This is a genomic window from Streptomyces sp. GESEQ-4 (genome assembly GCF_017948455.1).
Taxonomy (GTDB): Bacteria; Actinomycetota; Actinomycetes; order Streptomycetales; family Streptomycetaceae; genus Streptomyces.
The window spans coordinates 114125-126140 of record NZ_JAFFSU010000011.1 but is presented as its reverse complement, the minus strand read 5'-3'; the positions used below and the strand labels follow the sequence as shown (position 1 = coordinate 126140).

Below are 12016 nucleotides of genomic sequence, written 5' to 3'. Positions count from 1 at the left end.
GGAACGGCGGCAACCGCCCCCTGTGGATAACTCGGGGCGCCGTCAGCGGGGTGCGTTACGTTCGGGGAGTGAACGCAACCAGCGCAGAAGCAGAACAGGCCCCCGGCCGCATCATCCTGCTCACCACCAGCCACCGCGTCGCGCCCGGACTGCTGTCCTGGTCCGCGTGGCAGACACTGCACGGCGCCGACCGGGTGCTGTGCGCGGACGGCGCGCACCCGCAGCTGCCGTATCTGCGGGAGGCAGGCATATCGGTGGACGAGGCGTCCCCGACCGCCGAGGAACTGGTCGACATCTGCGCCGGCGGGCGGACGGTGGTGGTCGTCGCCACGGGCGAGGGCGAACCGGCCCTGACGGACGGCCTCGCACGGCTCGCGGGATCGGGCCGCTTCCACATGCCCGACCTGGAGCTGCTGCCCGCCTCGTACGACCTGCCGGGCGCCCGTCTCCTGGACCTCGTCCAGGTCATGGACCGGATCCGCAACGAGTGCCCCTGGTCGTCGCAGCAGACCCACAAGGGCCTGGCGAAATACGCGATCGAGGAGGCGTACGAACTCGTCGAGGCGATCGAGGACGGCGACGCCGATGAACTCCGCGAGGAGCTGGGGGACGTCCTGCTCCAGGTCGTCTTCCACGCCCGCATCGCCGAGGAGGACACCGGCTCCCCCTACTCCATCGACGACGTGGCGGGCGGCATCGTCACCAAGCTCATCCACCGCCACCCGCACGTGTTCGGCGACGAGACGGCGACGACCCCCGAAGAGGTCAAGGAGCACTGGCTGCGCACCAAGGCGGCCGAGAAGCAGCGGACGTCGGTGACCGACGGCGTCCCCCTCGGCCAGCCCGGCCTCGCCCTCGCGGCGAAGCTGGCGTCGCGCGTGCGCACGGCGGGACTGGACGTGCCGCTGCCGAAGGCCGAGGGCGTCGGCTACGACCTGCTGGCGCTCGCGTCCCGCGCCGAGGCCGACGGGGTCGACCCGGAGGCCGCGCTGCGAGCGGCGGCCCGGGCTTACCGGGACGCGATCCGGGAGACGGAGGGGGTATGAGCGCGCACCCCGCTCCCGCCCCCGAGCTGTTCACCTGGGAGTTCGCGAGCGACCCCTACCCCGCCTACGCCTGGCTCCGCGAGCACGCCCCGGTCCACCGGACGCGGCTGCCCAGCGGTGTGGAGGCGTGGCTGGTCACCCGGTACGCCGACGCCAAGCAGGCACTCGCCGACGGGCGGCTCTCCAAGAACCCGGCGCACCATGACGAGCCTTCGCACGCCAAGGGCAAGACCGGCATCCCCGGTGAGCGCAAGGCCGAGTTGATGACGCATCTGCTGAACATCGATCCGCCGGACCACACCAGGCTGCGCAGGCTGGTCTCCAAGGCGTTCACCCCGCGCCGCGTCGCCGAGTTCGCGCCCCGCGTCCAGGAACTCGCCGACGACCTCATCGACGGGTTCGCCGAGAAGGGATCCGCCGACCTCATCCACGAGTTCGCGTTCCCGCTCCCCATCTATGCGATCTGCGATCTGCTCGGCGTCCCCCGTGAGGACCAGGACGACTTCCGGGACTGGGCGGGCATGATGATCCGTCATCAGGGCGGGCCCCGGGGCGGGGTCGCGCGGTCGGTGAAGAAGATGCGGGGCTATCTGGCCGACCTCATCCACCGCAAGCGCGAGGCCCTCCCCGCCGAACCCACGCCCGGCGAGGACCTCATCTCCGGTCTCATCCGCGCCTCCGACCACGGCGAGCACCTCTCCGAGAACGAGGCCGCGGCGATGGCCTTCATCCTTCTGTTCGCCGGCTTCGAGACGACCGTCAATCTCATCGGCAACGGCACGTACGCGCTCCTCACTCACCCCGAGCAGCGAGCCCGCCTCGAGAGGTCCCTCGCCGCCCACGACACCGCCCTCCTGGAAACCGGCGTCGAGGAACTCCTGCGCTACGACGGCCCCGTGGAGCTCGCCACCTGGCGGTTCGCCACCGAGCCGCTCACTCTCGGCGGGCAGGCGATCGCGCCCGGCGACCCCGTCCTCGTCGTCCTCGCCGCGGCCGACCGGGACCCGGAGCGGTTCACCGACCCCGACGTCCTCGACCTCGGCCGCCGTGACAACCAGCACCTCGGATACGGCCACGGCATCCACTACTGCCTCGGCGCCCCCCTCGCCCGCCTGGAGGGCCAGACAGCCCTCGCCACCCTCCTCACCCGCCTCCCCGACCTACGACTCGCGGCGGACCCCACCGACCTGAGATGGCGCGGCGGCCTCATCATGCGCGGCCTACGCACCCTGCCGGTGGAGTTCACGCCGCCGGGCTGATATCTGCCGGTCGAGTTCACGCCGCCGGGCTGGTGGTCTGCGGGTTGGGTTCGCGGCGCCGGGCTGATGGCCAACTGGTCGCGTTCGCGCCGCCGCGCTGATGGCCAACTGGTCGCGCTCGCCGCCGGGCTGATGCCGGGGCGGTCGCGGTCGCGCCGCCGGGCTGGTGGCCTGCCGGTCGCGTACACGCCGCCCAACTGATGACTCGCCGTCGAGTTCGCGCCACCTGGCCAACTCGCCTCACCTGCGCAAAGCTGACACGCACTCATGTCTGTGATCTTCACGTGATCTACGCGGCATTAACTTGTGACAAGTGAGGGCCTGCCTATACGTTCACGGATCAGCGCGGCCCCCCAGCCTCACCCGCCGCGCCGGTCCCTGCTGTCTCGCGAAAGGCACCCGCATGCTCTCCGGGAACGGTCGTCACCGTCGCCCCCGTCAGGCCCCGGCCCTGCTCGTCGCGGCCGGAGTGACCGGCTCCGCCATCGCCATCCCCCTCCTCGGTGCGAGCGGCGCGAGCGCGGCCGACGGCAGCACCTGGGACAAGGTCGCGGAGTGCGAGAGCGGCGGCGCCTGGAGCGCCGACAGCGGCAACGGGTTCTTGGGCGGGCTGCAGTTGACCCAGGAGGACTGGGAGCGGTACGGCGGCCTGGACTACGCCCCGAGCCCCGACCAGGCCAGCCGTTCCCAGCAGATAGCCGTCGCCGAGAAGATCCTCGCGGACCAGGGCGCCGGCGCGTGGCCCACATGCGGACTGCTCCACGGTCTCGGCGAGGACTCCCGCTCGGCGAACGTCGACACGGGCCTGCCGGGCGAGGCATCGGCCGAACCGTCCGCGTCGCCCGACACTTCCTCCGACTCCTCCGACTCACCCGGTTTGTTCGACTCGCCTGAGTCGTCCTCGTCTTCAGAGTCTTCAGAGTCGTCCCCCTCGGCTTCCCCTTCCTCGTCCTCCCCGTCTCCCTCCGACGAGCCGTCGGATGCGGCGGACAACTCGGCCAAGTCGGACACGTTCGTCGAATCCAGCCCGAGTGCCTCACAGGACTCCGCGAGTCCCTCCGCGGGTTCCAGCGACGGTGGCGATGCGGACAATTCAGTCCCAAGCGGCGGTTCTTCGTACCTTACGGACACCGGCCCCGGCACCGGCGCCGGAACCGGTAAGCATCGGGGTGCCAGTGCGGACGAGGGTGAGGGTTACAGCGTCCGCGCCGGGGACACTCTCGCGACCATCGCCGACTCCCTTGAGGTGAGCGGCGGATGGCGTGCGCTCTACGCCGAGAACAAGGGAACCGTCGGTACCGACCCGGACCTCATCATCCCCGGTCAGACCCTCGAAGTCGGTGTCGAAACGGTCGAAAACCAACGGTAGTTGAGGCATGGTTTCACGCTGAATGTCCGGTTCGGTGAAAGTGTGGGATGAGTCTCAGAAGCCCTGATCGTCTTTGAAATTCCGCGGATCGCGTGTCTACGGTCATCACCGCTCGCCAACACGAGCCCCGGCTGCCACAACGCCGAATCCTGCCAGTGGCCGCACGGGAACAGTCGTCGCTTAACAGCGCCGTAGGCAGGAGCGGGGGACCCAAGGTAAGCGCCGCGCCGGTCAGTTGACCGAGCGGCTTGGGGTGAAGCCGTGCCCCGTACGGGACGAGAGCCTCGTACGAGACATGGCCGGGCAACTCAACCGGCCCGAACCCGACAGCTCACCTCGCAGGCGTCGGTGAGGGGATCAACCATGCTGTTTTCCGGCAAGGGCAAGCACCGCCGTCCGTCCAAGGCCACTCGCGCCATCGCCATCGCCGGTGTCACCGGTGCCGCCGTCGCCGCCCCGCTGATGGCGGCCGGCAACGCCTCCGCCGCCACCGCCTCCGAGTGGGACGCCGTCGCCCAGTGCGAGTCCGGCGGCAACTGGTCCATCAACACCGGCAACGGCTACTACGGCGGTCTGCAGTTCTCCGCCTCCACCTGGGCCGCGTACGGCGGCACGCAGTACGCCTCCACCGCGAACCAGGCCTCCAAGGGCCAGCAGATCGAGATAGCCGAGAAGGTCCTCGCGGGCCAGGGCAAGGGTGCCTGGCCGAACTGCGGCACCGGCCTGTCGAGCGCCTCGTACAACGGCTCCTCGTCGAGCGGTTCCTCGTCGAACCAGAGCAGCGAGAGCACCACGCGCTCCAGCGAGGAGCAGTCGGCCTCCCGCTCCGCCGAGCGCCCCGCGCCCGAGCAGAGCACCAAGAAGACCGTCACGACCCCGACCGGCAAGAAGGTCAAGAAGGGTGACGGCGAGTACAAGGTCGTCAAGGGCGACACCCTCAGTACCATCGCCGAGGAGCACGACGTCAAGGGCGGCTGGGCGAAGGTGTTCCAGCTGAACAAGGACATCGTCTCGGACGCCGACCTCATCTACCCGGGTCAGCAGCTGCACCTCAAGTGATCCGGCCTTAGCTCCCCGCCCCGGTGCGTCATCCCCCGTACGCACCGGGGCGGGGCTTTTTTCTGCCCCACTCTTTGTTCCGTTCAGAAACAATTTGCTCTCGGTTCTGCCCATCGGGTGGGTGACCCGGTGGCCGATCGCCCGGAGCCGGTTAGGCTCATCCCGCAGAGCCGCTGCGGTCCTGCCAATCCGCGTCACATCCACGAAGGAGATGCTCGTGCCGTCCATCGACGTCGTCGTAGCCCGGGAAATCCTGGACTCCCGAGGCAACCCCACGGTCGAGGTCGAGGTCGGCCTCGACGACGGCAGCACGGGTCGTGCCGCCGTTCCGTCCGGTGCGTCCACCGGCGCCTTCGAGGCCATCGAGCTGCGTGACGGCGACCCCAACCGCTACATGGGCAAGGGTGTCGAGAAGGCCGTCCTCGCCGTCATCGAGCAGATCGGCCCGGAGCTGGTCGGGTACGACGCCACCGAGCAGCGCCTGATCGACCAGGCGATGTTCGACCTGGACGCCACCGACAACAAGGGCTCGCTCGGCGCCAACGCCATCCTCGGTGTCTCGCTCGCCGTCGCCCACGCCGCCTCCGAGGCCAGCGACCTCCCGCTCTTCCGCTACCTGGGCGGCCCGAACGCGCACCTGCTGCCGGTGCCGATGATGAACATCCTGAACGGCGGCTCGCACGCCGACTCCAACGTGGACATCCAGGAGTTCATGATCGCCCCGATCGGCGCGGAGACCTTCTCCGAGGCCCTGCGCTGGGGCGCCGAGGTCTACCACACGCTCAAGAAGGTGCTGAAGACCAAGGGCCTGTCCACCGGCCTCGGCGACGAGGGCGGCTTCGCCCCGAACCTGGAGTCCAACCGCGCCGCGCTCGACCTCATCATCGAGGCCGTCAAGCAGGCCGGTTACGTCCCCGGCGAGCAGATCGCGCTCGCGCTCGACGTCGCCGCGTCCGAGTTCTACAAGGACGGCGTCTACGAGTTCGAGGGCAAGTCCCGCTCGGCCGCCGAGATGACCGAGTACTACGAGGAGCTCGTCTCCGCGTACCCGCTCGTGTCCATCGAGGACCCGCTGTACGAGGACGACTGGGCCGGCTGGAACGTCATCACCGAGAAGCTGGGCGACAAGGTCCAGATCGTCGGCGACGATCTCTTCGTCACCAACCCGGAGCGCCTGGCCCGCGGCATCGAGGAGGGCTCCGCCAACGCCCTGCTGGTCAAGGTCAACCAGATCGGCTCGCTGACCGAGACCCTGGACGCCGTCGAGATGGCCCAGCGCAACGGCTTCAAGTGCATGATGTCCCACCGCTCCGGCGAGACCGAGGACGTCACCATCGCCGACCTCGCCGTCGCCGTGAACTGCGGTCAGATCAAGACCGGCGCCCCGGCCCGCTCGGACCGCGTCGCCAAGTACAACCAGCTGCTGCGCATCGAGGAGATCCTCGACGACGCGGCGGTGTACGCCGGTCGTAGCGCCTTCCCGCGCTTCAAGGACTGACACAGGCCTTAGAGCAGCGTCGTACGTACGTCCCCGTACTCGGTCCCGTACCGTGTGCGGGGACGTACGCACGTATGAAGGGGAGGCGGGTCATGGCGGTCAAGGACCGGGACCGATTCTCCACCGCGACCAGGATCCGGCTGCTCGGCGAGCAGACGGCGGCCCGTGTCTACCGGTCCCAGACCAAACGCCAGGCCCGCCGCTCCCGGCTGACCGGCCGCGCGGCGCTGCTGGCACTCGTCCTGTGCTCGCTGGTCGTGGCCCTCGCCTATCCGATAAGGCAGTACGTCTCCCAGCGCGCCGAGATCGCCGACCTGCAGCGGCAGAAGCAGCAGGCCCAGCAGCGGGTCGAGCAGCTGCGGGACCTCAAGGCGCGCTGGCAGGACGACGCGTACGCCCAGCAGCAGATCCGGCAGCGGCTGCACTATGTGATGCCGGGGGAGACCGGGTTCATCGTGGTCGACCCGCACGCGGCGAAGCAGTCGCGCGCCGACACCGGGGCGGCGGACCGCCCCTGGTACCTGAACGTCTGGGACGGGGTCGACAAGTCCGACGCCTCCGCCCAGTGAACTGACAGAGAGAATGTCGTACGAGCATGGAAACGCCCCCGCCCTCCACTGAGCGCACCGAGCCCACCGACGCGGATGTCGAGGCCTTCAAGCAGCAGCTCGGGCGTCCGCCGCGCGGGCTGCGTGCCATCGCGCACCGGTGCCCGTGCGGGCAGCCGGACGTCGTGGAGACGGCGCCGCGACTGCCCGACGGGACGCCCTTCCCGACGTTGTACTACCTGACGTGTCCCAAAGCCGCGTCGGCGATCGGCACGCTCGAGGCGAACGGCGTCATGAAGGAGATGACGGCGCGTCTGGAGACCGAGCCGGAGCTGGCCGCCGCGTACCGCTCCGCGCACGAGGACTACATCCGGCGCCGGGACGAGATCGATGAGCTGACGGGCTTTCCGAGCGCGGGCGGGATGCCGGACCGGGTGAAGTGTCTGCATGTGCTGGTCGCGCACTCGCTGGCCGCGGGACCCGGTGTCAATCCGCTCGGCGACGAGGCGCTCGCGATGCTGCCGGAGTGGTGGCGCAAGGGAGCGTGTGTGACGGCGCCGAAGGAGGACGAGCAGTGACCCGCGTCGCCGCCATCGACTGCGGCACCAACTCCATCCGGCTTCTCGTGGCCGACGTGGACCCTCAGAGCGGTCAACTCGTCGATCTGGACCGGCGTATGACGATCGTGCGGCTCGGGCAGGGGGTGGACCGGACCGGGCGGCTTGCGCCCGAGGCGTTGGAGCGGACGTTCGCGGCGTGCCGGGAGTACGCGGCGATCATCAAGGAGCACGGGGCGGAGCGGCTGCGGTTCGTGGCCACCTCGGCTTCCCGGGACGCCGAGAACCGGGACGAGTTCGTGCGGGGGGTGCTGGACATTCTCGGTGTGGAGCCCGAGGTGATCTCCGGTGACCTGGAGGCGGAGTTCTCGTTCACGGGGGCGACGAAGGAGCTGGCGGGGAGCGATCACCTCGACAAGCCGTACCTCGTGGTGGACATCGGGGGCGGCTCCACCGAGTTCGTGGTGGGGGAGGAGCATGTGCGTGCCGCGCGCTCCGTGGACGTCGGCTGTGTGCGGATGACGGAGCGGCACCTCGTACGCGACGGTGTCGTGTCCGACCCGCCCAGCGAGCAGCAGATCGCCGCCATGCGCGCCGACATCGACGCCGCCCTCGACCTCGCCGAGGAGACGGTTCCGCTGCGCGAGGCGCGCACGCTGGTCGGACTGGCTGGATCGGTCACCACGGTCTCCGCCATCGCGCAGGACCTGCCCGAGTACGACCCCTTTGCCATCCACCACTCCCGGGTCTCGCACGACAGGGTCCGGGAGATCACCGAACGGCTGCTGCACTCCACCCACGCCGAGCGCGCGGCCATCCCCTCGATGCATCCGGGGCGCGTGGACGTGATCGGTGCGGGCGCTCTCGTACTGCTCTCGATCATGGAGCGGATCGGCGCCGAGGAGGTCGTCGTGAGCGAGCACGACATCCTTGACGGCATCGCGTTCAAGGTGGCAGAAGGCCCTGGCTCCTCATAGAGAAGACCCCGGCTCCTCATAGAGAGGAACCGGGGCCTTCGCCGCAGCCCGTGCGGGCAGTCCGTCAGTTTCCGTCAGTTGCAGAGCAGGACGATGAGGCCGCTGCACCCCCCATCGTCGCCATGGCCGCCACCCTTGGCCGGAGTGGCCTTTACGGCGGCGTGAGTGGCGGGTGTCGCGGCGGCGGACGCGGTCGTCACCGCGCCCATCGCGAGAGCGATACCCAGGACCGCGCTGACAGCGCCTATTCGCGAGATGGCCTTCGTGGCCAGCAGTGAAGTGCTCATGCGGGCACGCTATGCACACTTCTGTCCAATATCGCGCGGAGCGTGGCTGACGGGTGAACGACACGCACCGGTGGCCTAGCTCTCGTTCATTACTCATCGGTAGCCAACGGCTGAGCAGGCCGGATAACGTATGAGCGCATCCGAGGGGGCATGACGCGCCACTCCGCGACACCCCGCCGAAAAAGTTCGTGAAGTTCTTCACAAGGAATTCTGCCCTGTTGAGCGACGAACCGACTCCGGTTGGTCCTTCCGGGGGGTGGAAGGGCCTGCGGACGTGTTCAGGAGTGCGTGACGGAGACGTTGCGCGAGGGTGTCGCGGAGGGTGTTTCGAGGGGCTCACGCAGGGCCCGGCGGAACAGAGAGGCAGCTCACGCGGCATTGACAACGGGTCGACCGGTACGGTGGTTCCCCCTGGCCGGCATGACCTGTGTCACGCGGGCCGCGCAGAATAACACACCCCCTGAAGGAGCTTGTGAAGGGGCGCACGAGCCACCCCCCTGGGGCAGGTGGATACTCGATGGCATGAGCACCACGGAGCGTCCCAGGATCCTCGTAGTAGGCGGTGGGTACGTAGGCCTGTACGCAGCTCGGCGCATTCAGAAGAAGATGCGCTACGGCGAGGCGACCGTCACGGTCGTCGACCCCCGGTCGTACATGACCTACCAGCCCTTCCTCCCCGAAACCGCCGCCGGCAACATCTCCCCTCGCCACGTCGTCGTCCCGCTGCGACGCGTGCTGCCCAAGGCGGAGGTCCTCACCGGCCGGGTCACCACCATCGACCAGGACCGCAAGGTCGCCACCGTCGCCCCGCTGGTCGGCGAGGCGTACGAGCTGCCCTTCGACTACCTGGTCGTCGCGCTCGGCGCGGTCTCCCGCACCTTCCCGATCCCCGGCCTCGCCGAGCAGGGCATCGGTATGAAGGGCATCGAGGAGGCCATCGGCCTGCGCAACCACGTGCTGGAGCAGCTCGACAAGGCCGCCTCCACCACCGACGAGGAGATCCGCCGCAAGGCGCTCACCTTCGTCTTCATCGGCGGTGGCTTCGCGGGCGCGGAGACCATCGGCGAGGTCGAGGACATGGCCCGCGACGCGGCCAAGTACTACGCCAACGTCTCGCGCGAGGACATGCGGTTCATCCTCGTCGACGCCGCCGACAAGATCCTTCCCGAGGTCGGCCCCAAGCTCGGCCAGTACGGCAAGGAGCACCTGGAGGCCCGCGGGGTCGAGGTCTACCTCTCCACCTCCATGGACTCCTGCATCGACGGCCATGTGGTGCTGAAGAACGGCCTCGAGGTCGACTCCAGCACCATCGTGTGGACCGCCGGCGTCAAGCCCAACCCGGTCCTGTCCCGCTACGGCCTGCCGCTCGGCCCCCGCGGTCACGTCGACTGCGAGCCGACCCTCCAGGTCGCGGGCACCGACTACATCTGGGCCGCCGGCGACAACGCCCAGGTCCCGGACCTCGTCGGCCGCAAGGCCGGCAACCCCAACGCCTGGTGCCCGCCGAACGCCCAGCACGCGCTGCGCCAGGCCAGGGTGCTCGGCGACAACGTGATCTCCGGTATGCGGGGCTTCCCGCAGAAGGATTACGCCCACGCCAACAAGGGCGCGGTGGCAGGCCTCGGCCTCCACAAGGGCGTCGCGATGATCGTCATGGGCAAGATGAAGATCAAGCTCAAGGGCCGGCTCGCCTGGTACATGCACCGCGGCTACCACGGTCTGGCCATGCCGACCTGGAACCGCAAGGTCCGTGTCTTCGCCGACTGGACCCTCGGCATGTTCCTCAAGCGCGAGGTCGTCTCGCTCGGCGCGATGGAGCACCCGCGCGAGGAGTTCTACGAGGCGGCGAAGCCGGTGCCTGCGGCGCCCAAGCAGGAGAAGGCCAAGGCATCCTGACCGGCTCCGGTCGCTGAACGAAACCGAAGGGCCTCCCGCCATCCGTGGTGCGGGAGGCCCTTCGGCGTTCACACGCCGGACGGGCTGAGTATGTGGTCGCTGCATGTATTTTGCCGAGCTGTAACGCTCTTGGGGGACTGCGCAGTCCCCCTGTTTTTGTTTACGTGGTGTGGGGACATTCCGGGATCCCCGTCACGGAGGTGTGCGCCATGCCAGACGCCGCACAGCGGCTGAAGAGCCTCGTCGAACAGTTGCTGGGGGTACCGCTCCCGGTGCGCATCCGCGCCTGGGACGGTTCGCAGGCGGGGCCGCCGGGTGCGCCGACCCTCGTCGTACGCAATCGCCGTGCCGTGCGCCGGCTGCTGTGGAAGCCGGGCGAACTGGGCCTCGCCCGCGCCTGGGTCGCCGGTGACCTGGACATCGACGGCGACCTCTACACCGCCCTCGATCTGATGTCCGGGTTCATCTGGGAGCGCGGGGAGGACGACCGGACCCTCGTCCAGGCGCTGCGCGACCCCGAGGTGCGGGCCGCCGTACGCGGACTGGTGAAGCTCGGCGGGCCCGCGCTGCCGCCCGCCCCGCCCCGCGAGGAGGTCCGCCGCGGGCGCGCCCACCTCCACACCAAGCGCAGCGACAGACGCGCCATCAGCCACCACTACGACGTCGGCAACGACTTCTACGAGATCGTCCTCGGCCCGTCCATGGTCTACTCGTGCGCCTACTGGGAGGACGCCGGGACGCTGGAGGACGCCCAGCGCGACAAGCTCGAACTCGTCTGCCGCAAGCTCGCCCTGACGCCCGGTCAGCGGCTGCTCGACGTCGGCTGCGGCTGGGGCTCCATGGCCATCCACGCCGCCCGCGAGCACGGCGTGAGCGTCGTCGGCATCACCCTGTCCCACGAGCAGGCCGCGTACGCCCGTAAGCGCGTCGCGGGTGAGGGGCTGACGGACAAGGTGGAGATCCGGGTGCAGGACTACCGGGACGTCGCCGACGGGCCGTACGACGCGATCTCCTCCATCGGCATGGCCGAACACGTCGGCTCCGCCCGCTATCTGGAGTACGCCCGTACCCTGTACGCCTTGCTCAAGCCCGGCGGACGGCTGCTCAACCACCAGATCGCCCGCCGCCCGCAGCGCGACGAGTCGACGTACAGCGTGGACGATTTCATCGACTCCTACGTCTTCCCCGACGGCGAACTCGCCCCCGTCGGCGCCACGGTGACCCAGTTGGAGCGTGCGCGGTTCGAGGTGCGGGACGTCGAGGCGATCCGCGAGCACTACGCGCTCACCTTGCGCCGCTGGGTCGCCAATCTGCAGGCCGACTGGGCCCATGCCGTACGGCTCACCAGTCCCGGCCGCGCCCGCGTCTGGCTTCTCTACATGGCGGCCTGCGCGCTCGCCTTCGAGCACAACCGCATCGGCGTCAACCAGGTGCTGGCCGTCCGCACACCCACGTCGGGTGACTCGGGGATGCCGTTGCGCTCCCGCAACTGGGCCTGAAACACCAAGGGCCCCGCTCCC

Annotated in this window: 11 protein-coding genes and 1 riboswitch; of the genes, 10 read left to right on the top strand and 1 reads right to left on the bottom strand. The window is 69.3% G+C overall.

What is annotated here, in order from left to right; genetic code table 11:
- Positions 1-68 precede the first annotated feature (68 nt).
- From KCH48_RS22190 to KCH48_RS22155, 8 genes are all read left to right on the top strand, one after another.
- Positions 69-1046 carry a nucleoside triphosphate pyrophosphohydrolase gene (locus KCH48_RS22190; protein ID WP_210576422.1) on the top strand — a complete coding sequence of 326 codons (978 nt, stop codon included), beginning with the start codon at positions 69-71 and terminating at the stop codon, positions 1044-1046.
- The gene (locus KCH48_RS22185) at positions 1043-2305 is read left to right on the top strand and encodes a cytochrome P450 (RefSeq protein ID WP_210576421.1); all 1263 of its coding nucleotides are present in this window, start codon (positions 1043-1045) and stop codon (positions 2303-2305) included. Before KCH48_RS22190 ends, KCH48_RS22185 begins: the two co-directional genes overlap by 4 nt.
- Before the next feature lie 403 nt (positions 2306-2708).
- Positions 2709-3674, top strand: coding sequence for a transglycosylase family protein (locus KCH48_RS22180; protein ID WP_210576420.1), 966 nt, complete (start codon positions 2709-2711; stop codon positions 3672-3674).
- A gap of 177 nt (positions 3675-3851) precedes the next feature.
- Positions 3852-4034: riboswitch (cyclic di-AMP (ydaO/yuaA leader) on the top strand.
- A 3-nt stretch (positions 4035-4037) separates the two neighbouring features.
- Positions 4038-4733, top strand: coding sequence for a transglycosylase family protein (locus tag KCH48_RS22175; RefSeq protein WP_210576419.1), 696 nt, complete (start codon positions 4038-4040; stop codon positions 4731-4733).
- A gap of 211 nt (positions 4734-4944) precedes the next feature.
- The gene (eno, locus tag KCH48_RS22170; protein WP_210576418.1) at positions 4945-6231 is read left to right on the top strand and encodes a phosphopyruvate hydratase; all 1287 of its coding nucleotides are present in this window, start codon (positions 4945-4947) and stop codon (positions 6229-6231) included.
- A gap of 92 nt (positions 6232-6323) precedes the next feature.
- Positions 6324-6800, top strand: a complete 477-nt coding sequence (locus KCH48_RS22165) for a septum formation initiator family protein (protein WP_210576417.1) — start codon at positions 6324-6326, stop codon at positions 6798-6800.
- A 26-nt stretch (positions 6801-6826) separates the two neighbouring features.
- Positions 6827-7357: a DUF501 domain-containing protein gene (locus KCH48_RS22160; protein WP_210576416.1), complete on the top strand. Its 531-nt coding sequence runs from the start codon at positions 6827-6829 to the stop codon at positions 7355-7357.
- On the top strand, positions 7354-8313 hold the full coding sequence (locus KCH48_RS22155) for a Ppx/GppA phosphatase family protein (RefSeq protein WP_210576415.1): 960 nt from the start codon (positions 7354-7356) through the stop codon (positions 8311-8313). The genes KCH48_RS22160 and KCH48_RS22155 overlap by 4 nt, the downstream gene beginning before the upstream one ends.
- 74 nt (positions 8314-8387) lie before the next feature.
- Here the strand turns inward: KCH48_RS22155 and KCH48_RS22150 are convergent, their stop codons facing one another.
- Positions 8388-8600 carry a hypothetical protein gene (locus KCH48_RS22150; protein WP_210576414.1) on the bottom strand — a complete coding sequence of 71 codons (213 nt, stop codon included), beginning with the start codon at positions 8598-8600 and terminating at the stop codon, positions 8388-8390.
- 522 nt (positions 8601-9122) lie between these two features.
- Between KCH48_RS22150 and KCH48_RS22145 the strand changes: the two genes are divergently transcribed.
- Together KCH48_RS22145 and KCH48_RS22140 are read left to right on the top strand one after the other, a co-directional pair.
- Complete coding sequence (locus tag KCH48_RS22145) at positions 9123-10496, top strand: NAD(P)/FAD-dependent oxidoreductase (RefSeq protein WP_210576413.1); 1374 nt, start codon at positions 9123-9125, stop codon at positions 10494-10496.
- Positions 10497-10705: 209 nt separating this feature from the next.
- Complete coding sequence (locus KCH48_RS22140; RefSeq protein ID WP_210576412.1) at positions 10706-11995, top strand: cyclopropane-fatty-acyl-phospholipid synthase family protein; 1290 nt, start codon at positions 10706-10708, stop codon at positions 11993-11995.
- Positions 11996-12016 lie beyond the last annotated feature (21 nt).